The sequence below is a fragment of the Marinobacter bryozoorum genome (genome assembly GCF_023156245.1).
Lineage (GTDB): Bacteria > Pseudomonadota > Gammaproteobacteria > Pseudomonadales > Oleiphilaceae > Marinobacter > Marinobacter bryozoorum.
Genome location: NZ_JAKZAH010000012.1, coordinates 32,467 through 54,737, shown reverse-complemented (window position 1 = coordinate 54,737; position 22,271 = coordinate 32,467). Strand labels below are relative to the sequence as shown.

Annotated in this window: 20 protein-coding genes; 2 read left to right on the top strand and 18 right to left on the bottom strand. The window is 60.0% G+C overall.

The window, feature by feature from the left end; all coding sequences use genetic code 11:
* Window positions 1–182: 182 nt before the first annotated feature.
* Together glnL and ntrC are read left to right on the top strand one after the other, a co-directional pair.
* Window positions 183–1,265 carry a nitrogen regulation protein NR(II) gene (gene glnL / locus MLC59_RS08945; RefSeq protein WP_248233518.1) on the top strand — a complete coding sequence of 361 codons (1,083 nt, stop codon included), beginning with the start codon at window positions 183–185 and terminating at the stop codon, window positions 1,263–1,265.
* A complete protein-coding gene (gene ntrC / locus MLC59_RS08940; protein WP_248233581.1) occupies window positions 1,265–2,692 on the top strand; it encodes a nitrogen regulation protein NR(I) in 1,428 nt (475 codons plus the stop codon). The genes glnL and ntrC overlap by 1 nt, the downstream gene beginning before the upstream one ends.
* A gap of 30 nt (window positions 2,693–2,722) precedes the next feature.
* Here the strand turns inward: ntrC and MLC59_RS19920 are convergent, their stop codons facing one another.
* The 18 genes from MLC59_RS19920 to MLC59_RS08850 form a co-directional block, all read right to left on the bottom strand.
* Window positions 2,723–6,379 carry a DUF6701 domain-containing protein gene (locus MLC59_RS19920; RefSeq protein ID WP_486629861.1) on the bottom strand — a complete coding sequence of 1,219 codons (3,657 nt, stop codon included), beginning with the start codon at window positions 6,377–6,379 and terminating at the stop codon, window positions 2,723–2,725.
* Window positions 6,376–6,789 (bottom strand): pilus assembly PilX family protein, encoded by a 414-nt coding sequence (locus MLC59_RS08930; protein WP_248233516.1) that lies wholly within the window; start codon window positions 6,787–6,789, stop codon window positions 6,376–6,378. Before MLC59_RS08930 ends, MLC59_RS19920 begins: the two co-directional genes overlap by 4 nt.
* The gene (locus MLC59_RS08925) at window positions 6,779–7,567 is read right to left on the bottom strand and encodes a PulJ/GspJ family protein (RefSeq protein ID WP_248233514.1); all 789 of its coding nucleotides are present in this window, start codon (window positions 7,565–7,567) and stop codon (window positions 6,779–6,781) included. Before MLC59_RS08925 ends, MLC59_RS08930 begins: the two co-directional genes overlap by 11 nt.
* Window positions 7,567–8,022, bottom strand: a complete 456-nt coding sequence (locus tag MLC59_RS08920) for a type II secretion system protein (RefSeq protein ID WP_248233512.1) — start codon at window positions 8,020–8,022, stop codon at window positions 7,567–7,569. Before MLC59_RS08920 ends, MLC59_RS08925 begins: the two co-directional genes overlap by 1 nt.
* Window positions 8,023–8,069: 47 nt before the next feature.
* Complete coding sequence (locus MLC59_RS08915; RefSeq protein ID WP_248233511.1) at window positions 8,070–8,570, bottom strand: GspH/FimT family protein; 501 nt, start codon at window positions 8,568–8,570, stop codon at window positions 8,070–8,072.
* Window positions 8,571–8,628: 58 nt separating this feature from the next.
* Window positions 8,629–9,090: a type II secretion system protein gene (locus MLC59_RS08910; protein ID WP_248233509.1), complete on the bottom strand. Its 462-nt coding sequence runs from the start codon at window positions 9,088–9,090 to the stop codon at window positions 8,629–8,631.
* Between the two features lie 43 nt (window positions 9,091–9,133).
* Window positions 9,134–9,634: a prepilin-type N-terminal cleavage/methylation domain-containing protein gene (locus MLC59_RS08905; protein ID WP_248233507.1), complete on the bottom strand. Its 501-nt coding sequence runs from the start codon at window positions 9,632–9,634 to the stop codon at window positions 9,134–9,136.
* A 63-nt stretch (window positions 9,635–9,697) separates the two neighbouring features.
* Entirely contained in the window at window positions 9,698–10,231 is a 534-nt protein-coding gene (locus MLC59_RS08900; RefSeq protein ID WP_248233505.1) for a hypothetical protein, read from the bottom strand.
* 3 nt (window positions 10,232–10,234) lie between these two features.
* Window positions 10,235–11,464: a type II secretion system F family protein gene (locus MLC59_RS08895; RefSeq protein ID WP_248233502.1), complete on the bottom strand. Its 1,230-nt coding sequence runs from the start codon at window positions 11,462–11,464 to the stop codon at window positions 10,235–10,237.
* Complete coding sequence (locus tag MLC59_RS08890; RefSeq protein WP_248233501.1) at window positions 11,464–13,254, bottom strand: GspE/PulE family protein; 1,791 nt, start codon at window positions 13,252–13,254, stop codon at window positions 11,464–11,466. Before MLC59_RS08890 ends, MLC59_RS08895 begins: the two co-directional genes overlap by 1 nt.
* Before the next feature lie 3 nt (window positions 13,255–13,257).
* On the bottom strand, window positions 13,258–14,397 hold the full coding sequence (locus tag MLC59_RS08885; protein ID WP_248233498.1) for a tetratricopeptide repeat protein: 1,140 nt from the start codon (window positions 14,395–14,397) through the stop codon (window positions 13,258–13,260).
* Window positions 14,394–15,233 (bottom strand): ExeA family protein, encoded by an 840-nt coding sequence (locus MLC59_RS08880; protein WP_248233495.1) that lies wholly within the window; start codon window positions 15,231–15,233, stop codon window positions 14,394–14,396. The genes MLC59_RS08885 and MLC59_RS08880 overlap by 4 nt, the downstream gene beginning before the upstream one ends.
* A gap of 1 nt (window position 15,234) precedes the next feature.
* On the bottom strand, window positions 15,235–16,920 hold the full coding sequence (mshL, locus tag MLC59_RS08875) for a pilus (MSHA type) biogenesis protein MshL (RefSeq protein ID WP_248233493.1): 1,686 nt from the start codon (window positions 16,918–16,920) through the stop codon (window positions 15,235–15,237).
* A gap of 17 nt (window positions 16,921–16,937) precedes the next feature.
* Window positions 16,938–17,255 carry a general secretion pathway protein GspB gene (locus MLC59_RS08870; RefSeq protein WP_248233491.1) on the bottom strand — a complete coding sequence of 106 codons (318 nt, stop codon included), beginning with the start codon at window positions 17,253–17,255 and terminating at the stop codon, window positions 16,938–16,940.
* A gap of 1 nt (window position 17,256) precedes the next feature.
* Window positions 17,257–17,916, bottom strand: a complete 660-nt coding sequence (locus MLC59_RS08865; protein ID WP_248233489.1) for an MSHA biogenesis protein MshJ — start codon at window positions 17,914–17,916, stop codon at window positions 17,257–17,259.
* Window positions 17,913–18,515 carry a PilN domain-containing protein gene (locus tag MLC59_RS08860; RefSeq protein ID WP_248233487.1) on the bottom strand — a complete coding sequence of 201 codons (603 nt, stop codon included), beginning with the start codon at window positions 18,513–18,515 and terminating at the stop codon, window positions 17,913–17,915. Before MLC59_RS08860 ends, MLC59_RS08865 begins: the two co-directional genes overlap by 4 nt.
* Complete coding sequence (locus MLC59_RS08855; protein WP_248233486.1) at window positions 18,512–19,426, bottom strand: biogenesis protein MshI; 915 nt, start codon at window positions 19,424–19,426, stop codon at window positions 18,512–18,514. The genes MLC59_RS08860 and MLC59_RS08855 overlap by 4 nt, the downstream gene beginning before the upstream one ends.
* Window positions 19,427–19,693: 267 nt before the next feature.
* Complete coding sequence (locus MLC59_RS08850; protein ID WP_248233484.1) at window positions 19,694–21,379, bottom strand: reverse transcriptase domain-containing protein; 1,686 nt, start codon at window positions 21,377–21,379, stop codon at window positions 19,694–19,696.
* Window positions 21,380–22,271 lie beyond the last annotated feature (892 nt).

The following is a 22,271-nucleotide window of genomic DNA, read 5'->3' as shown; positions in this document are numbered from 1 at the left end:
CCCTGAGCGTCTTTGCCCGTATATGGCGCACTCACCGACAACAAACCTGGGTGGCATCAAAATTCTGGATCGGTTTTTGCAGTCTACCTGTAGGCACCGCATTTACACGTTTCAATCCATTGCAGGACGGATGCCACAAGCCCCGCGCCACGGGCGTGCAGGGCAGCAAACGAGGGAGTTCCATGGCAGCGGTTACGGACTACAAAAGCATTCTTGATAACCTGACCACCGCAGTGATTGTGGTGGACGGCAAGCTGCGGATTGACTACCTGAACCCTGCCGCTGAAAGCATGCTGGAAACCAGTCTCTCGCGGGTGCGAGGGTTCCGCCTGGCGGGTTTGCTGCTGGAAACAGACCAGTCCCTGGACACCCTGCAAACCGCGGTAAGGACCGGGCAAACCTACACCCGCCGTGAAGCCGAGTTCCTGATGGCCGCCGGTAACCGGCTGACCGTGGACTATTCTGTGACCCCTTTTGGTGCAGGCCCCGACCGGTTGCTGCTGGAGATCCAGCCCCGGGACCGTTTGCTGCGCATCAGCCGGGAAGAAGACCTGCTGACCCAGCAAGAGGCCACCCGCATCCTGGTACGGGGCATGGCCCACGAGATCAAGAACCCACTGGGGGGTATCCGCGGTGCGGCACAGCTGCTGGACCGGGAGTTGTCGGATGCCGGCCAGAAAGAATACACCCAGGTGATTATCGACGAGGCAGATCGCCTGCGCAGCCTGGTGGACCGGATGCTGGGACCGAACCGGGCGCTGCGGCTGGCACCCACCAATATCCACGAGGTGCTTGAGCGGGTGCGCACCCTGCTGGAGGCGGAAAGCCGGGGCCGGCTCAGTTTCCGCCGCGACTACGATGTGAGCGTGCCGGAGTTCCCCGGTGACAAGGAACAGCTGATTCAGGCGTTCCTCAATATTGCCCGCAATGCCATGGAAGCGGCCTTCGAATACCGGGACGGTCCCTGCAGCGACGAGCCACCCACGATTACCTTCCGCACACGGGTACTGCGCCAGTTCACCATCGGCCAGAAGCGTCACCGACTGGTGTGCCGTGTGGACATTATCGATAACGGGCCCGGGATACCCCCGGACCTGTTGCAGAACATTTTCTACCCCATGATCAGCGGCCGGGCGAACGGCACCGGTCTGGGGCTGTCCATTACCCAGAGCATCATCGGGCAGCACCGCGGGCTGGTGGAGTGTGAGAGCGAGCCCGGCGAGACCGACTTTATTATCTTTCTGCCGCTGGAGGAGACCCCATGATGAGTCAACCGGCAAACGTCTGGATTATCGATGATGACCGCAGCATTCGCTGGGTGCTGGAACGCGCCCTGACCCAGGCCGGGATGGCGCCCCGGGTATTCGAGAACGGCGACAATGTAATGTTGCGCCTGGAACACGAAGAGCCGGACGCCATCATCAGCGATATCCGTATGCCCGGCATTGACGGCATCGCCCTGCTCACCCGGATCGTCGAGCAGCACCCGGACGTTCCGGTGATTATCATGACCGCCCACTCGGACCTGGAGAGCGCGGTTACCAGTTACCAGAGCGGTGCCTTCGAGTACCTGCCCAAGCCCTTCGATGTGGATGACGCCGTGGCGCTGGCCAAGCGGGCGGTCGCCCACAGCCACGAGCGCCGCGCCACCTCAGAGCCCAGCACCGAGTCGCCTCACCGTAACGCGGAGATCATCGGCGAAGCCCCGGCCATGCAGGAAGTTTTCCGGGCCATAGGCCGGCTGTCCCATTCCAACATCACCGTTCTGATCAACGGTGAGAGCGGTACCGGCAAGGAGCTGGTGGCCCAGGCCCTTCACAATCACAGCCCCCGGGCCAGTCATCCGTTTATTGCCCTGAACATGGCCGCCATTCCCAAGGACCTGATCGAGTCGGAGCTGTTTGGCCACGAGAAGGGTGCCTTCACCGGTGCCAGTGCTGGCCGCCAGGGCCGTTTTGAACAGGCCAACGGCGGCACCCTGTTCCTGGATGAGATTGGCGATATGCCCGCCGACACCCAGACCCGGTTGTTGCGGGTGCTGGCCGACGGGGAGTTTTACCGGGTGGGCGGCACCACCCCCATCAAGGTGGATGTGCGTATCATCGCCGCCACTCACCAGGACCTGGAAAAACTGGTGGAGGCAGGCAGCTTTCGGGAAGACCTGTTTCACCGCCTGAACGTGATCCGCGTGCACCTGCCCAAGCTGGCCGAGCGCCGGGAAGATATCCCGCGGTTGATGCAGCACTTCCTCAAACGGGCAGCGGAAGAGCTGTCTGTGGAGCCCAAGCTGCTGCGCCCGGAAGCCGAGGAATACCTCACCACCCTGCCCTGGCCCGGCAACGTCCGCCAGCTGGAGAACACCTGCCGCTGGCTGACGGTGATGGCCAGCGGGCGGGAGGTTCACATTGATGACCTGCCCCCGGAACTGGTGCAGCAGGCCGACACCCCGGCCACCGGCGCGACCTGGCAGGAAGGCCTGCGCAACTGGGCGGAGACCGAACTGCGCCGGGGCAAGAAGGGCATCCTGGACACGGCGGTACCGGAATTCGAGAAAATCATGATCGAAACCGCCCTCAAGCACACCGGCGGCCGCCGGCGGGATGCATCGATCCTGCTGGGCTGGGGGCGTAATACCCTGACCCGGAAGATCAATGAGCTGGGGATGGACCATCCGGAGGTGGAGGAGCATTGAGCTTGTCCACTGCTCTCCCGTGGCCCCGGGCTAGTCGGTCACTTCGCGCCAGTAGATGATGCGGTCGTGGCCGCGGTAGACGCCGAAGGTGGCAATGCCTTCCGGGCTTTGCCGCTCATCAGGGTTCGGGTCGCGGCCCCAGAAGTCCATCAGCCAGTCATGCTTGCCAGGTACGTCGCCACTGCCCAGGTCCGCGCCGGATGACAGTGACCAATGGACGGTATCTGTGCCCTGGGAGCCATCCGGTACCAACCGTAAATCGTATTCCCCTGGCCCGGAGCCTGGCTGCAGGGCCGAAGTATCGAGGGTGTGGTGGTTGGCGGTGGTTTCCTCTGCGTCGGCTATTTTCATCAGATCCGCGGGCAAACAGGTTCCAGCGTCACGGGCCTGCCAGCTACTGCCGCTCCATTCTTCCAGGCGCACCGGCATCAGCAACTCTTCCAGGTTTTCCGGGCCATAGACATTGTCCACCGCCAACCGGCCATAGCGGACCTGGAATTCACTCCCAGTTTCAGGGTCTTCCGCCAGCCCGGCGGTAAACGAGTAGGGTAATGATGGGTCCTCGACACCATCGCTGTCTTTAACTGAGGTCAGCTCGAAGTCAAGCGTTGGGAAGAAGGGGGGCACCCTGCTCTCGGGCACCTTTTCGTACCAGATCGCATCGTCTGCAGAGAAGTTATAAACCATGACACCGGGGCTTCCTTCGTTGTCTATATCCAACGATCCGTCTCTGTCGTCAAAGGCGGCTTTGATCGTGTTGGTCGGGGGACTTAAAGGCGGAACCTCATCTTCAGAGGGGAATACCCTCTCAACATCGGGCGCATCCAGTTTACGGAAGCCTCCCCGGGTGTAGTTCCTGGTGAGGCCTCCCTGGCGGTTAAGCGCGTTGATTTCAAACGACGGCGGCAGCTCCCAGAACATTGGCTGGTCAACAAAGTGGATATCGTCGGCATCTGTGACAGCGCAGCCGGCCTGCAATGTGCCATGGTCGGCAGTGGTCTGAACCACCTCGAAGCGCGCAGGGGTCAGGCGCCCGACGTATTCACCCTCATCAGCTTCCAGTTCGGCACCCGGCAGGGTTCTGTCCGTCAGGTACTCCTGGCCTGCCGGAATCCCGAAATCGAAGACACCCACTTCGCTAACCGTCTGCGATAACGTCACCTCGCCCGCATCGCCCTGGGTGAAAGTTACCTCGCTCACTCCCAGGTCACCCTTTGCCTCATCCTGTTCATCTTCCGACACTGATGGCGCTATCAGGGAGTGGTCAATATCAAGCGTTGCCCGGAAATTTTGTGTGATGGAATTGTCGACGCAGAGATTGTCATTCCCGCCGGGCTCACTGGCCACCGCGGCCACCCGAAGGTCAAAGGGATCGCCAGCAGCAGCCAACACGGAGCATTCAGAAAATGGCTCCGTGCACGACCAGTTCTGCGACGTTGCCTCCAGGCAGAACCCGAACGGGGTGGAGGTAAATACGTTGGTACCCGCGATGGTTTCAATTGTGAGTTCGCCACCGTCAGGCTGTCCGGCCTGCTCATAGAGCGCGGATAATCCAAGTTCCCCAGCGTCGTCATACCGGATCGTAGGCGTGGCTTCGCCGTTGGCGTTAAAGCTGACGGGAACCTGTGTCCAGGTGGACTCGTCGTTGTGAATTTCAACGTTATTGAGCACGACCCGAGGAGTGGCCGACAGATTCGATTCGTCCGGGATAAGGTAGTTTGAGTGAAATCCGACATTGACGGTTTGTCCTTCAAACAGGGCTACGCACTGGCCAGATTGCGTGTCTTTCTCAAGTGCCGCCATGGTGAACGTGTCCTCCACACCAGCACGAAGCTCCGGCAGGTTGAGGAAGAAGGCCGTATCCAGGAACTCGATCTCGCAACTGCTGGTGCCGCCTGCTGACGCGCACACCCTGTTGTTTTCCGGGAGTGGATAAGCGTCAAGGACATCGAGCGTTACGCTGCCCTCTGATGATCTCTGGAAGGCGCGGGTAGCCGCCCCCCCCACGATTGAAAAAGCCGCTGAGGGCGCCCAGCCTGCCGGGCCCATCACCACGTCTACCGGGTCTGTGTACAAGGTATTACATGCGGCGTCAGCACAGGCCAGGATGGACACTTGCGATGCCCGGCAGGTCAGGCCGATGTCTGGGTGCACGATTCGTAGATGGTCATAGGTTTCACCCTCTGACCCTTCGCAGACTCCGCCAAAGTCCACATTGGCCATACCCTGACTTTGGAAGTAGAGCCTGGAATTCGTGTCCAGAGTAATATTCGCTGCTGTTGCCCCACCATACACGTAGGATGCGGACCCCAGAGTAATATTCCCCATGGCGAATACGGCACCACTGAGGGTGGCATTATTATTGAGCGAAACGTTGCCGTAAGAGGCCACAAGCAGTTGCGATACGTTACCCGCCTGATCGATACCCGGAGAGTTAAAGTAGGAAGGAGAGCCCAGGTTAACATCGCCATTAACAAACAACCTCGCCGTACCTGAACCCAGCACCTGAACGTCTACTTCCGAGTTGATTGAAATGCTGCCCAGGTAGTAGTCGCCGGGATGAAGGAATACGGTCGTGTTATAGCCCAGATTCAAGGCACCGATATAGTAAGTGTCCTGATTGGCTGAAAAGGTGAGTTGCGCTTCGGTGTTGGTGCCGATCGACGAGAACCGGTTGCCGTTAGCGCCAACGGTTCGCGCTTCCTGGTATCCAAGATAAAGATTTGTGCCGCCGGGAGCATTGATATCCGGGAAGGGCGGAAGTTTCAGGGGCTGGGCAGATCCATTGTTGGCAGTACAGTCGGCACCACCGCATGTACCAAGGTTTGAGCCGCCGTTCTTTGTCAAGGTGCCGGCCTCCAGCTGGCCATCCGGGCTGCCTATAAGCTGGGCATTGTAGCCAAAATGGATTTGACCACCGTTGTAGCTTGAGATTCCATCCGGAAAAGAAGCGTCGCACCCGATACCGCCGCCTTCATCCTCATCTGGCGTCCACGTAAATCTGATCTGGCCGTCAGCGCCCCGACCGCCGAGCCCGCCATCTCGTCCGCCACCACCGCCGCCACCTGGCTGGGAACCCGGGCCCCCGTTACTTCCAAAAAACCAGAGCAGGGTTGTTCCCGCATCCCCGCCATTACCACCGTCAAAAGGCGCGATGGCGCCATCGCGGTCAAAGGCCGACGTGCCGTTTTGCTGGCTTCCGGCAGACGAACCTCCGCCCCCACCGCGGGATACCCACCAATAATCCACGCCCTCAGCGCCGGCGCCCCCGGTGTATAAACCGGTCGATCCGCCTGGAGCCCCCTGACGTCCATTCATACTGGCAGCGCTTCGTCCTCCCGAGGCGAGCAGATCACTGGGTGAACGAAACCAACTGGACTCCCCGGCAAGAACACTATCTGGCTCAGCCCCCGCGCCCACGTAATAATCGAGAGTGGCGCCCGGCGAAACCGTGAAGGTGCCCCGGGCGTAGGCACCTCCGCCGCCTCCGCCACGTGCACCGCCGCGGCCGCTGCCGCCTGCGCCCCACACTTCAACGGTTATCTCTTCTACTCCGACGGGGACGGTAAAGATACCTGATCCTGGATCTCCCAGAACCAACTCCCCTGCCTGGCCTATGGTTGTCGAGAGCGCGAGCAAGGTAACCACACCGGCTAACCGTTTTAATAGAAGACTACAGCCTTTCATCGCACTCGCACCTCAACTTTCCGACTTGCCTGCTCCGCTCCACCTCCACAAATACCGGTACTAACAAATTGATAGAGCGTATTTCCCCCACCTCCCCCTACATCGGATACATCCGTGGTTCCACAACTCAGCACTGCCCGGCAGCCAGTGAGACCTGGGCCTGAATAGGTTATCTCCCAGGTTGCGTCGCAACTGCGGCCCTCATGAAGCACATCGGTGACAGCAACCTGCGCCCCGCTTTCCGCTGCCATAAAGGCTCTCTGGGACAGAATCTGTAAATCCAGAGCGTCACCGCTGCGCTGCTGGAGCTGCGCCATGGCAACCACCAGCAGGGCGAGTACGGTAATGATGAACAGAGCCACCGGCAAGCCGGCGCCTTGCTGCTTCTGGAGGAATCGATCAGGGCGCATTGCGGATCTGGACCTCCTGGCTGAACGTGGTGGTTTCGCCTGTGCCGCCGTCACCGTCTTCCAGGGTAAAGGAAAACTTGACCACGGCCGCCCGCTGAAACGTGGCCTGTTCCACTGTAAAGTTTGCTGAGCTGAGCTCCAGGTTTGCCGCGAGCACTGCGGAATCCCCGCCGACTGGTGGCGCCGGCTGGGATAGGTTTCGGCCATAGTCCTCGTAACGAATCAGGCGGTCGCCCTGCTGGCACACGCTGACCGGTTGACCAATCAGGTACAGGCGACGCTCTGGTGAGCGCTGTGCGAAGCGGTGCCCAGCGGTCAGTGGCACGGTGTCATCGCCAGCACCAAAGCTGCCATCCACAGGTGGGGATACGGGGCCCGGATCTGACGAGCCATATAGCGCACTCTGTCCGGTACCGTAACCATAAACAATGGCCCTCAGGGGCGAGACCACCGGTGACAGAGTAGCTACAGGTACGATGTCGATGTCGTCCTGGTCCGGTGGACGGGTAAGACTTCGGTATAAGGTCGCGCCCGCGATCGGCAGCCATTCAATACAGTTACCGTTGGCACGCACCGAAAACGCGAAGGCCGAGCGCAAATCCCGGCTCAGTTGTTCGCTGACCACGACGCCCTGCAGCGCCCGCTTCTGCCGCGCACTCAGCTCCAGGGCACCACGGGTAGACATGGCCACGAACTGCACTGAAATGGTGGCGACGATGGACAACAGCACAATAACCATCACCAGTTCCACCAGCGTAAATCCACGCGCCCTGCGCATCAGAAGTTCCCCCGGTAGCCGGCGAAGACATACTCGTTATCCGAGGGGTCAGTGACAGTAATAGTGATGCGCTTGGCATCATCGGCAGGAAGACCGACATTATCGCCCGCACAGGCCACCGCCACCTGCACACGGAAGTTCTGGTAGGCCGGATCGACCGGGTTGCCATCGGCATCCAACGGCGGGGATTCATCCAACCCGTCGTAGTCGTCCACATCATTGAAGTCTTCCCGATCCGATTCACCAATTTCAGGGCCTATGGAACACCCTTCTTCCCTGGGCACACCACCGTCCGGAGTATTTTGCTCATACTTGCGGGACAGGATTTCATCGAAGTAAAGCTGTGACAGGGCAATCGCGCGGGTCTGGTTGAGGGGATCGGCGCTGCGAGCAGCAATCAACGAAAAGGCACCCACTACGCCGGAAATGGCGATGCTGATTATGACGATGGTCATGACCAATTCCACCAGGGTGGCGCCTCTATGCTGGCCAGAGCGGAAGTTCATTGGCAACTCTCGCTGGTGCTGACCCGATACAGAGCCCCTAGCCTGTTCAGACATAGACGAATACTGCTGTCACCAGAAATATCAATAGTTCTGTCTACAGAAGGCGCAGGCGCACCCATTTTATTGAACTCAATAGCGGCCGGAAGCGGTATCGGGGTGCCATTAACTGTTATGGTTACGGTTGCGCCTCCACGGCGCAGAGAGAATTCACTGACTGTATTCGTGTTCGGATCGTTATCGTGGACCCGAAAGATAAAGAGGTCTTCTGGCGCATCCTGATCAATGCTCAGGAATCGATCAGGATTTCCCGCCAACGCTGCTTGTTGAGCAAGCAGCGTGGCGGACTCCAGTTGCTGGGCGGCCAGCAGGGGTGAAAAGGAGGACTCTCTTGCGAAGAGGCCTATTCCAAGTAAGGATAATGCACCAACCAGAACAATGACGGTTACCAGTTCAATCAAGGTAAAGCCATCAACCCCTGATCGAGCCTGAATGGCCATATTTTCTCCCAAAGGCCGCTCCAAGTACTTATCACTCAGTGATCAAGTCTTAATTTGATCAGCAACCGTCTGTTTCTAAGCCGCTTACTGAGCCATCAGAAGGATCATAGCTAAACTGGCACTCGTTCGCTGGATCGGCGGTAAATCCTTTAATCGTAATGGTCGCAGAGCCACTGCCTGGAGTAATGGTATAGTCCGCAATGTCTAACTGTGCAGCCTCACCGATGCCAGCGTCATCAGCTGTGGGGTAGCCCGTCGCTGACATCGTTACCGTAGTGCCATCCAAATCAACATTCTGGCTCGCGACGCTTCCATCTGCGATCCACCGGCTGTGTGCAATTGCCGAGGCTGATTTAACAGAGCCCGCGGCCCCACTAATAGAGGCCACACGTGCATCAGTCCCAAAATCCGCAAACCGCGGCAACGCAAACGCCGCCAGGATGCCCAGAATCACGATCACCATGACCAGTTCGATCAGGGTGAAGCCTTTTTCCTTTCTGTTCGGAATCATATTTTGCATGGTGCTACTCCTACTCATCATATTCATAAAGATTGTCGTGGGTTTAATTGATGTTGGTGGTTACAGAGCCATCAGCCGAATCATAAGTAATCGTGCTTCCTTCACCATCCAGCTGGTACTCATATTCGCATTCGGTACCATCTGCGGTTGCCCAGTAGTCAGCAGAATCGTCGGCATTCGCTGCGGGAGCAACGGATGGGGCATTTGACTGGAGCAATTTGTCCCATAAAGCAGTGCAACCATCACCTTGGGTAGGATCCGGCCACCCGTCATCTGTAGCTGCGACGCCCGTCCCATCTGCAAAATCACCAAACCCCTCTACTGACGCTACCGCTGCTGTTGAACCATTGGTCACCCACTGGGCCTTAACCAAGGCAACACCAGCACTCAAGGCGCCAGCAGTGCCCTGAATACTGGACCGGTGCGCCTGCTCCGAAAGCTGCGCAAACCGCGGCAGAGCGAAGGCTGCCAGGATGGCCAGGATGGCGATGACCACCACCAGTTCGATGAGGGTGAACCCCTTCTGTTTTTGCTTGCTGTTCATTCTGTCGTTCCCCGTTTATTGCGACATTTAAATAATTGTCTCATACACTGACTTTACTGAACTCTACTGAGTTTCGCTTACTTGATGGGCATCAATCTCGGTCAGTTTGAGACCGGTTGCCCGTTTCTTGTTGTTTTTGCCTTGTTTGACAGTTCCGGCGTAGTTCACCTGCACCTGCCAGATAAACGGCTCGCCCTGTTCCCTCTGGCGGCCTTCCAGGGTCAGTGGCTGGCCGGGCCGGTAGACCAGCCATCCCCTGTCCTGGTTGAAGCACCAGCCCCGCTTGTCGGTGGCTGACGTTTCACATTCGTTGTCAAAACTTTGACCTTCACCCACGTCCAGCAAGGGTAACGGATTCAGGCCTTCAAGCTCTTTCAGCGACCCCTGGCGTGCCAGCATGGCCTCCGCACCCCGCACCACCAGTGCGCTGCGCACCTGGTTGAGCATCAGCCGGGCCATTTGCTGCTCGGCCCGGTATTGCGTTTGCTCTACGGCATCCAGCAAAAACCAGGCCGCAATACCCAGTACGCTGAACGCCACCAGCCCCCGGAACCGCCGGCGACTGTCTGCCGTGATGCGGCCCTGCGGTGCGGCCAAGCCTCACCCCCGCCCCATGGCGGCTGCGCCCAGGTCCCAGATGGGCAGGAATACGCCCAGGGCCAGGATCAGGACCAGTATGCCCATGGCTACAATCAGGATCGGTTCGATGGATTCCGCCAGTCGCTTGAGGCCGAAGTCCACGTCTTCGTCGTAGAAGTCCGCGACGTTGTTGAGCATGTCGTCGACGGAACCGGTTTCTTCCCCCACAGCGATCATCTGCAGGATCAGCGGGGTGAACATGCCGCTGTTACGGGCGGTTCTGAGCAGGCTTTCGCCGCGCTCGATGCCGTGGCGCATTTCCCGGATATGCTGTGCAATCCAGGCGTTGTCGGTGGCGTCGGAGACTACCGATAAAGCGTGGGTAACCGGCATGCCGGCGGACAGCATACTGGCGAAGTTCCTGGAAAAGCGGCTCAGGGTAATCAGCTCCAGCAGCGGTCCGATGATGGGGATTTTCAGTTTGTAGCGGTCCCAGGTCAGGCGGCCCTGGTCGGTTTGTACCCACTGGCGCAGCAATACGATCGTGATAGCCACGGCAAACAACATCACGTACCAGTAATTGATCAGGAAGTTCGAGGTACCCACCAGCACCTGGGTCAGGAACGGAAGGTCTGCGCCGAGCTTGTCGAAAACCGCGGAGAATTTCGGTATGACCAGGAAGTTCACCACCATCAGTGCGGCAAACAGGGCGACGACCACGAACATGGGGTAACGCATGGCCTGCTTGAGCCGGCGCTTGGTGTCCCGCTCCAGTTCCAGGATCTCGGACAGGCGCTTGAAGGCGTCGTCCAGCATACCGGTGTTCTCCCCGACGTGGATCATGGCCACGAACAGGTCGGAAAATACCCCGGGATGGGCCTGGAAGGCGGTGGCCATGTTGGCCCCGGACTCCAGCCGGTCGGTGACGTCTTCCAGTACTTCGCCCAGCTCCTTCGAGCGGGTGGTTTCTGCCAGACCTCGCATGGTGCGGATCAGGGGGATGCCTGCCTTGGTCAGGGCGTACATCTGCCGGCAGAAGACGATTTTCTCGTCCAGGGTGACCTTGCGGCGGAACAGGGGGATTCGCTCAAAGCGGTCACTGAGGGAGACAGTTTGCTGCTGCTCTTCAATGGCCAGTGGCGTGATGCCCTGTCGCAGCAGTTCGCTGGCAGCGGCATCCGCGTTGGTGGCGGCCAGGCTGCCCCGCTGCAATATGCCCTTGCTGTCCTTGCCCCGGTAACTGAACTGCATCAGTTGTCCTCCGCTCCGGCGGCGGCTTCTGCGACGGCGTCGTCAGCGGCCTGCTCCAGGTCAGTGGCGTCCAGGGACATATCGGCTTCGGAGGTGGCCGCCACCCGGGCGACTTCCGCCAGGCTGGTGATACCGCGCAGGGCGTAGTCCATGGCACAGGCTCCCAGGGGCCGGTACAGGCTGCTTTGCCGGGCCGCGCGAGTAAAGCCGGAGACGTCACGGCGGCGCAGGGCGTCGAGCATGGGCTCGTCCATTTCCAGCATCTCGTAGACGCCGATACGACCCTTGTAGCCGGTGTTGCTGCACTGGTAGCAGCCCTTGCCGTGGACAAAGCCTGCTTCCAGGTCCAGGGGATCCAGGTCGAAGCTTTTCAGCCAGACCCGCTCCTGCTGGGTGGGTTCGTAGGACTGCCGGCAGTTGTCACACACCTTGCGCACCAGCCGCTGGGCGACGATGCCAATCAGGGAGCTGGCCACCAGGAAGGGTTCGGCGCCCATATCAATCAGGCGCATGGCGCTGGAGATGGAGTCGTTGGTGTGCAGGGTGGACAGCACAAGGTGGCCGGTCATGGCGGCGCGCAGGCCGATTTCCACGGTTTCATGGTCCCGCATCTCACCCACCAGGATGATATCCGGGTCCTGGCGCAGGGCGGCCCGCAATACGTTGGCAAACTGCAGCCCGATGCGGGGGTTCACCTGCACCTGGGTAATCCGGGGCAGGCGGTATTCCACCGGATCCTCGGCGGTGATGATCTTCACTTCCGGGCGGTTGAGCTCGGTGAGTGCGCCATACAGGGTGGTGGTCTTGCCGCTACCCGTGGGGCCTGTAACCAGGATCATGCCGTGGGGCTTGTGGATCATGCGGCGGAAGTTCTGCAGCAGGTTATCCGGCATGCCGGTGGACTCCAGGTCCAGCGTGCCGCCGGACTGGTCCAGCAGTCGCATGACCACGGACTCGCCATACTGCACCGGCATGGTGGATACCCGCACGTCGATGCTGCGGCCCTTCACCCGCACGTTGAAGCGGCCGTCCTGGGGCAGGCGCTTCTCGGAAATATTGAGGCCGGCCATCAGCTTCAGGCGCAGGACCAGGGCGGCGTTGACCCGCTTCTCTTTCATCACCTGTTCCTGCAGCACACCGTCCACCCGCTGGCGAATGCGTACCACGGTCTCATCCGGCTCGATATGGATATCAGAGCTGCGGGCCTGTACCGCGTCTTCGAACAGGGTCTTGAGCAGCTTGACCACCGGGGCCTCTTCGCTCTCGGACTCGGCGGACAGGTCGGCCAGGTCAAAGGCGTCGTCGCCCAGTTCGTCTTCCAGCTCTTCCGCCAGGGAGGCGATTTCCTCGGTGCGCCGGTAGACCAGGTCGAGGGTGCTGAGCAGTTCACTTTCCCGCACTACCGCCTGCTTGACGGGCTGCTTGAGTACCCGCACCAGTTCGTCGTAGGCGAAGATGTCCAGCGGGTCGGCCATGCCCACCAGCAGTTCGCCCTGCTGTTCCGCCAGCACGATGGAGCGGAAGCGCCGGGCCATGGCCTCCGGCAGCTTTTTGACCAGGTTTTGGTCGAACTGGTAATTGCGCAGCTGGACGAAGGGTACGTCCAGCTGCCGGGACAGGATATCCAGCAGGCTGTCTTCGTCGACATAACCCAGGTCTATGAGGGTACGACCCAGCTTGCGCCCGGTGTTTTTCTGTTCCTTAAGGGCGGTTTGCAGCTGTTGCTCGGTGATGACTTCGTTCTGGACCAGCAGGTCACCGATGCGGATTTTGCGTTTCGGTTCGGCCATGGCTTACCCCGCTCCCAGTGACTGTAGACGTTGCCGCACGTAGTCCGCCAGCGACGGCGCCAGCCCTGGCAGTGCCGCTGCCTGTTGATAGGCGCGGGCGGCTCCGGTGGTGTCGCCCCGGCCTTCTAGCGCGATGGCCAGCCCGACCCACCAGGGGGCGCGACCACTGTCCCAGGCGATCAGCTCTGCCCAGTGGTTGGCCGCCTGGTCGCTGTGCCCCTGCTGTTGTAACAGCGTTGCCAGGGTGACCCGGTATTCCACCTGGTCCGCTACCGGCGGAACCTGCTGCTGCAGTGTGGTAACCGCCTGGTCCAGGTCGCCACCGGCGAGCTGTGCACGGGCACGGACCAGGCGTAGCTCCGGATGGCGGGCGGCCAGGTCGGCCGGTACCCAGTTCAGCGCCTGGTCCACCTCACCACGGGCGAGGATGCTCCTGGCGAAGGTGTAGCGGCTGGCCGGCGCAGCCTGGCTTGCGGTGATTTCCCGCAGGGTTTGCTCGGCGGCGATGGTGTCGCCCCGGGCCAGTTGGGCCTTGATGCGCTTTGCCAGCTGCCGGTCTCTTTGCTCCGGGCTCTGGCGCCCCTGCTTGATGTCGCTGGCTGCGACCGGCTGCGCTGGCGATGCTTCGGCTGCTGGCGCTTCTGCTGGTTTTTCTTCTGCTTCTGGTTGCCTGCTTTCTGGCGAGCGGGGCTCGGCAGGCGCGGTCGCGATCGTTTTCTCTTGCTGTGGTGGTGCTATCGTATCGGGGGCAGAAACCACATCGGGTTCGGCCATGGTTGCGGCTGGGTTCGTGGCATTGCCACTGGCGACTACCGGATTGTCCTGGGCCGAGGGCCGCGCGGGCTCGCTGTCCGCGGCCAAAGGCTGCGGTGCCTCCGGCTGAGGCTCTGCAACTTCCCGCTGGGCTGGCACCGGGGCCGGTTCACCAACAACCGCAGCTGGCTCGTTACCATCGGACACCATGGGCCAGGGCCAGAACCAGGCTACGGTAGCAAGGATCAGTAGCAGGCACAGTACAAACAACAGTACGGCGGGGCCTCGCCGGGTGGACCGGGTGGCCGTGCCACCGCCCACATAGGCGGTCGGCGCCGGCTTGCCCTGGCGTTGCTCGGCGGCCTTGAGCGCATCGTTGAGCAGGCTCATAACCACCTCGCCAGCAGGCCGGGGGAGCGGACGCTCTCGGTGTCATTGACGGCACTGAGGGCATGTCGCCGTTCCACTTGCCGGTCACCCTGGCCCCAGGCCGCCAAAAGCGACTTGTGGGCCAATACATTAACCAGTCGGGGAATACCACCAGAGGCCCGGGTAATGATCTTCAGGGCACCGGGGCGAAACAGGTCGGCGCCGTTGTAGCCGGCCAGCGACAGGCGATGGCGCAGGTAATGGGCGACCGAGTCCCGGTCCAGCGGGGCCAGCTGGTAGTGGAAGGTAATGCGCTGTTTGAGCTGGCGCAGACTGTCGCGACTCAGTAACTGGTCCAGCTCCGGCTGGCCAAACAGCACTACCTGGAGCAGCCGGGTGCTCTCGGTTTCCAGGTTGGTCAGCAGGCGCAGGGCCTCGATGGTGGCCTCGGGCATGGCCTGGGCTTCGTCGATCACCAGGATGGCCGGGGTCTTGTCCATGGCCAGGGCGATCAGCTTCTGGTTCAGGGCCTTGAGTACCTGGTGGGTATTGGCCCCGGGGGGCACTTCGACGCCCAGCTCTTCTGCCACGGCTTCATACAGCGCCTCCGGCGGCAGGTGCGGATTCGGCAGGTAGGCAGTATGGGCCGCACCTTCCAGCTCATTCAGCAGCAGCCGGCACAGCAGGGTCTTGCCGGTGCCTACCTCGCCGGTGATCTTGATAAAGCCTTCCCGTTCACGCAGGGCGATGACCAGCAACTCCAGGGCATCCCCATGGCTGGGGGCCCGCAGGAAGTAGCGGGTGTTGGGCGTCAATGCAAACGGTGCTTCCTGCAGTCCGAAGTGGGCTTCGTACATATCAGCGGGGGCCGCCCTCCGGCTCGGGCGTGACAGACTCCGGGGACTGCAGCAGCTCACGCAGTACCTGCATGCGTTCGCGGCTGGCAGCTATGTCAGCATTCATGGTTTCTGCACCGACAACCACCGGGCGCAGCAGGATGACCAGCTCGCTCTTGCGGGCCTGGAAGTTGCGTTGCTTGAAGAGCTCGCCAACCCAGGGAAGCTCACTGAAAAACGGCACATTGGCGTTGTTGTCTTCGCTGGTGTTCTGCATCAGGCCACCGATCACCACGATCTGCCCGCTGTCGGCCCGGATAACACTGTCGGTCTCGCGGACGGTGCTGCGGGCCAGGGGCAGGGTCACGTCACGCTCACCTACCGTGATCACCTTCTCCTGGTCATTGACTTCGCTGACGGACGGGTGGACGTGCAGGGTCACCGCGCCGTTTTCGGCAATCTGCGGGGTGACATCCAGGGAGATACCCGAGAAGAACGGGGTCAGTTCCACGGAGGTGGAGGTGCGATCGGTTGCCGTGGTGGCGGTGTTGTTGTCGTCGAAATCAATATCGGTCACGAAGAACTCGTCGGTCCCCACCTTGATCACCGCTTTCTGGTTATTGATGGTGGACACCCGCGGGCTGGACAGGATTTGCACGTTGCCCTGCTGCCCCAGCAGTTCGATGACCGCGGTGAAATCGCCCTCGGTGATGGTGGCCGAGAACAGCCCGCCGATATCGCCGCTGCGTATGGTCTGGCCCACCAGCTGCTGCAGCAGTACCGGGTCGCCCCCGGAGTTGGTCTGCAGGTCCGACCAGTTAATGCCCTGCTGGTAACCTTCATTGAGGGCAACTTCCAGGATCTTGGCTTCCAGCACGACCTGGCGCTGGATGATCAGTTCTGTGCGTTCAAGGTAATCCTGCACCTGGCGCAGGGTTTCCCCATTGGCCTTGACCATGACCAGGCCGGCGCCGGGGTTGGTAATCACCTGGTGCCCACCTTCATTGCCCACCATCATGGCCAGGGCCTGCTGCAGGTCGCGCCAGAAATCCGACTCTGTGCTGGTGGAAATGCGTGTGCCAATGACGTTCCGGGTGCTGCCGTCATCGTCACTGCCAGTGCTGCCCTGGCTGCTGCGGTCGTTGCTCCGGCTGCTGCTGACCTGGCCGGAGCTTACCCGGGTTTCAGAGCCACCGCTGCGTTTGAAATGCAGGTAATTGATCGGGAACAGCCGGGTCTGTACCCGGTCGGTGTCGACCTGGTAAAGGCGGCCGCGCCGCTGGATGGACAGGCCGTAGACGTCCCGGGCGATCTCCATAACCTCGGGCACGGTGACGTCGTTAAGCCGGAAACTGATGGTGGCGTCAACCCCGGGATGCACCACGACGTTGTAGGCGGTGCCCTCCACCAGGGCCTCGAAGAAGGCCCGGGCATCCACATCCCGTGCATTCAGGTCAAAGCGCTCGTCAGAGTCCGGTTCCTGCTCAAGGGGCGGCAGCAGCGCTGCCGTAACATCCGCCGGCAGGGTTGGCGAGCGGGCTTCGGGCTGCGTGGCCTTTCCCTGCTCCCCGGCTTCCGCCATGGCCTCGTCGATGGCCTGTGCCGAGTCGGTGGACGTCGCCTGCCCCGTTCGCATAAGCGGGTTGTTTGCGCAGGCGGCCAGGCTCAGGGCCAGCAACGCCAGGGTAAAGTTTCTTGTCAGTGTCATAACCACTCGTTCACCGCTTATCGGGAGGTCCGGATGGCCGGCGGCGCTGCCAGGTGCACTTGCTGCACCTGTCCGTTCACCACCAGTTCAATCCGGCCTGGGTGGATACGCCGCAGGCGCACCCCGTCGAATGTTTCGCCTTCTCTCCTTGGCACACCGTCAATAATCGCGACCCGCCGCCCGGGGCCATAAACTATGGAGCCCAGCCCGAAGGCGCGCTGCTGAGCTGCCTCCACCGGGGCGCTCTGTTGCCCCTGGGGTCGGGTCGGGTCTTCCAGGGCCATGGCCTGCTGCCCGGCCACCATAATTACCAACGCTATCAGCCAACGTGCCATATCAGACTCCCAGCCAGGCCGGCTCAAGGCTCAGGGTGCGAACCCGGATGCGGGCGGTGCCATCGGGCCATTGACCCGCATCATAGTCCACCATCACCCAGCCGAGCCGCTCATCCAGCGCTTCGAGCCGTTCAAGGTAGGCCAGCACGTCGAGGTAACCGCCACCGACCGTGATGTCCACCTCATGGGCATACAGCAGCGGCTCACGGGTCGCTTCCTGGTCATCGTCGGCGGGCGCGGCTTCGCCATAAATTGGCTGTGGCGCCAGCAGCTCAACACTCTCAAGGGTCAGCGACTGCTCGGTGGCGAGCATGTCCTGGAGCATGACCACCATGTCACGGGGTGGAATCAGCTGCCCGGTGGTGTCGGCTATTTGTTGGTCTATACGTTCCAGGCGACGCTGCCTTGCCTCCAGTGTGCGCTGCAGTTCTGCCGACGGGTCTTCCCGGAGCTGCTGCTGGAGTTCGGCCTGCTGTGCCAGCAGGGTATCGCGCTCGGCACGGGTGTCCCGGAGCTCGGTACTGGCCCGCGCGGCCCGGTCCATTTCCGGCGCAATCCAGAATTCGAAACCGGCGAGCAGGATCAGCACCAGCAGCGTCACCAGGATCAGGCCACGTTCCCTGACCGGGCGTTCATCGTACCATTGCTGCCAGCGGCTCATTGCTCGCCCTCCCCGTCACGGGTGGTGGCGACCCGGAATTCAATCCAGGGGTGGTCATCGGAACGACCCAGCGTGAAGCCACTGAAGGCCTGCCCCGTAAACGCCGGCTCCTCCCCCAGGCGCTCCAGGTATACCGGCACCAGGTTACCGGAGCTGGTGCGGCCCATCAGGGTCACGTTGTCCCGCTGCAGGTTCAGGCCGGTCAGCCAGAGCCCGTCGGGTATTTGCCGGGCCAGGGCTGTCATGGGCACAGAGAAGCCGCCTGACGGGTTGTTCGCCAGGCGCTCTACCCGACCAAGCAACCGCTGCCGCCGGGTCAGGGTATCGGTGACACGGGTAATGGCACTCTCCAGCTCCGGGTCCGGGCGGCGTGACTGTATGTCCTCGGCCAGGGCTTCAATGGACTGACGCAGGCGGTCATTGGTTGCCCGCTCACCGGCCACGGACTGTTCCAGCCCGGCAGCCTGGTACCGGAACCAGCCACCGGTGGCGAGCACCAGGGCCAGCACCACCAGGGCAGCGACCAGCCCGTTGACGGCCGTCAGCCACTGTCGCTGTGGCCGGAACTCGGCCTTGTAGAGGTTGACCTGCTGGATCATTCGGTGACCTCCGGCAGGCCCAGGGCGGAGCTCCAGGCCACCAGGCAACGGCTGTCAGGCTCGGCGTCCAGGCCGAACTGGTCCCAGTCGACGGTGCGGGTGCCAGCCGCCAGCCAGGACCCCAGCATGGAGGTCAGCGGCAACAGGCTGTCCCGGGCCACCAGGTTGATCACCGGGGGTGGCACCTGGCCCAGCTGGCTCTCGTAGTAATCCAGCGACCGCTGCATTTCCAGGGCCAGGGACTGCACGGCAGATTCCTGGCTGCTCGCTTCCCGCAGCTCGCGGGCGGTCACGTCCAGCCGGCGGGAAAGGTAGAGCGTACCCCCCTTACCGATAACCATGTGGCCGTAGTGCTCTTTCAGCTGCACCAGGGTCGCTCCGCGACCGGTGTCATCCAGGCGGCCCAGGAAGTTGCGCAGGGCCAGTTCGGCGATATCAATCTGTTGCAGTTTCAGCCCGGCGTCATCGGCCAGGGTTACCAGTTCGCTGATGACGGTGCGGCGCACGGCAACCACGTTGACCAGGTCTCCGCGCCCCCGGGCTGCATCGGCAGGGAAGGGAAATACATCGCTGACCGCCTCCGAGGGGCTGAAATCCAGGAAGTCCTTGAGTTTCCATTTCAGGGCGTCGGCCAGCTCGGCATCGTCTACTCCCTCCGGGCGCTCCAGCTGGAATACCTGGTACTGGTCCATCGGTAACACAATGGTGGCGTCAGCACCGCCGAGATGGTTCTCAGAAACCAGGCTTTCGAGCACTGACTGGCGACGGGCAGGTGTGCATTCGGCGAACCCCATGGCCGGAGCCTTGCCCGCCAGGCTCCAGGCAATACCGTCGGGGCGGATTTCCAGGGAAACCCGCTGCCTTTTTCCGGAATTGCTGAAAAATGTTCGGAGTCGGTCAGCCAGTGGCACGTCAAACCTGCTTGGTCATTGTCAGGAATCGTCTCGATCGTGGAAACATTCTAGTTAAAGAAACCCTTGTAAAAATATGACTTACTGCATTATTTCACAGGCTTTTGCGTTTCGGTTACAAAAAAGCCCCCAGATATGGAGGCTTTATGTACGCATACCTGATTCCGTCATTTAAACGGCGCAGAAGTCGCCAGATGTTGGGTAGGGCACGTGCGCCTCACAAAGAGGTTAGCCGTTGCCCCCCCACCGAACCGTACGTGCACATTTCTATGCATACGGCTCTCCAACAAGCTTTTTCCGGAAAGCGCGTAGGTCGGGTAGTGTCCCCCTGTGCAAATCACGGTGGCAGTCAAAGCATAAGACCAAGGTCTTTCTGCGTCTTGCCATCATGAGCCTTTTCCATGGCTCCGTACCCTTCGCGATGTCCTTCAGTTTGCGCACATGGTGCACTTCCAGACGACCCGAGGGTTGGGTGCAGTATTCACAGACACTAGCATTCAACCGGTCAAGTAGCTCCGTTCGCCCCGAGTATTTATAGGGGTTGGGGAGGATATCCACCTGACCTGGCCGAGGTGCAGCCCGGTTTTTCAGCTTAAACACCGTTGTTTCGAAGACTTTATCCCCTCGCCACTCCTTGAGAACAAAGGAGCCGTCCCCTCTTTTGAGTTGACTGGCGATTTTGGTCCTGCTCGTCTTGTGCTTTGCAGCAAGCGTTTTGAAGAGACTGTTCTGCCATATCCACTCCACCTTATTCAGGTAGAATTGCGGCGCGAGATTGTAGTAGTTCGCAAAGCCTCTCAGCTCTGCGTTGTACTGACCAACAATCTCGGTGTCGCTGTGGAATAGGAGCGACTTCTTGGCCAACGCCTTTCCTGAGTCATAGAGACCGTAGCCCTTAAGCTCCACGAACTTCTGCGCTTTTTCCCGAGGAACCCCAAGATGTACGTGCTCGGTAATGGTACGTTTAGTTCCATGCACCTTGCTTCCATCAGCCTTATGACTGACTACGCACTTCACCCTCTTGCTTTCCCGCCGACAGACGACGGAATAGCCTAGAAAGGTAAGTCCTTGTTTTGGGTCCACGATACCAGATTTCTCTTGCGAGATTTCCAGTCTCAGCTCCGTTTCCACGAAGCGGGTGACGTCTGCCATGATTGCTTTCGCCTCCTGCTTAGTGCCAATGACACCAATCAAAAAGTCGTCCGCATATCTGACATACCTCAAACGCTTGAAGCCGGGGTCGTCCATCAGCACACTGCTCATGTTGCCGAGTCTCTCCCCCCATTCCTGAATCTCACGCCGCCATATAGCAGCCTTCTCTTCAGGTATGTCGTTTCGCTCTTTGAGCCATTTTATCCGATTACTCCGATTGCACAGAAGTTTTCGGTATTCAGGGTTGGGCCTTCTCCGGCTGCCCGTGCTGAACTCCTTGACCTTACTCACCATGAACTCATCGAGTTCGTGCAGGTAAATGTTGGCCAGAATTGGAGAGATAATCCCTCCTTGAGGTGTCCCGCTGTGCGTGCCGTAGTATCGCCAATCTTCCATGTATCCGGCCTTTAGAAATCTCCGAACCAGGTTCAGAAACTTTCGGTCATCAACACGTTTGCTCATAAAATGCAGCAAGCGATCATGGTCGATATTGCCGAAATACCCTTTGATGTCTACGTCACAGACCCATTTGGTCCCCTTCCAGCTATCCCTTATCTCATTGAGGGCGGTATGACACGATCGGTTTGGCCGAAAGCCAAAGCTCCAATCTGAGAAGACCGGTTCATAGATCTCCTCCAACAACATCCGCATTACTTCTTGGACGAGTTTGTCCTCACCATTTGGTACCCCCAGAGGTCTGGTTTTGCCTTTTGGGTTCCTCGGGTCTTTCGGTATCTCCACTCTGCGGCAAGGACTTGGTTTGTAAACTCCGGTCTGGATCAAGTAGATTAGGTGAGTCACCCGATCTTCCCCGAATCCATCCAGCGTGTTTCCATTTACCCCTCGGGTCAAAGCCCCTTTATTGGCGTAAATGTTCGCATACGCTTGAGTCCACAGGTCCCTGTTGCTACACATGATCTTGTGCAGCTTCCTTACCTTGGCTCCACTTTTACTCGCGTTGCCTATACCACTTAGTGCATTGAGTGTTCTTTGTGATAGCACTGACTATCGAACCTCGCTCTATTGGCATTTTCTTGTCTGACTTCCTTCCCCCTTACGGTTGGACTTTCATTGCTATTGCTAGAAACTTATATCCAGCTTTCAGGTCAGATTGGTTACTGACTGCTAGACCCATTACAGGTCAACATTGGGTACTACGAAGTCTCCGTTGCCGTGCAGGTCCATAGTTGAGACCTGTTTAGGCAATCCCGCATTTCTAAGTAGTCAAGGTGCGTCCCACTTAGGTTCCACTTACGTCCTCTTAACACTCTCACCGAGCGCGTGTCACGCGGTTGGTTAGCCGGGTGTTCTAAAGATCTCCCCGACTACACGTGAAATGACCTCTCAAGAGTCATAGGTCATTGATATCCCGAAACCCACAAAGGACTATGGTTCAACCAATCAGGCTTAACCGTATGGGACTTGCAATGACGGGCGCAAGTTAGACTCTTTCACCGCCACCCGCCTTTTCCTGACATGCTGCACTCCCCTCCCTCTTTCGAGGTTCAAGCTCATTGCTGAGCGAGGATAAGTCAGGTTTGCAATAGGCCTACCAACAGCCTATACTTGTAGCACGAATGCCGTAAGTGCTTGATTTACTTAGCAAAACGGCGCACGTTGGGTAGGGCACGTGCGCCTCACAAAGAGGTTAGCCGTTGCCCCCCCACCGAACCGTACGTGCACATTTCTATGC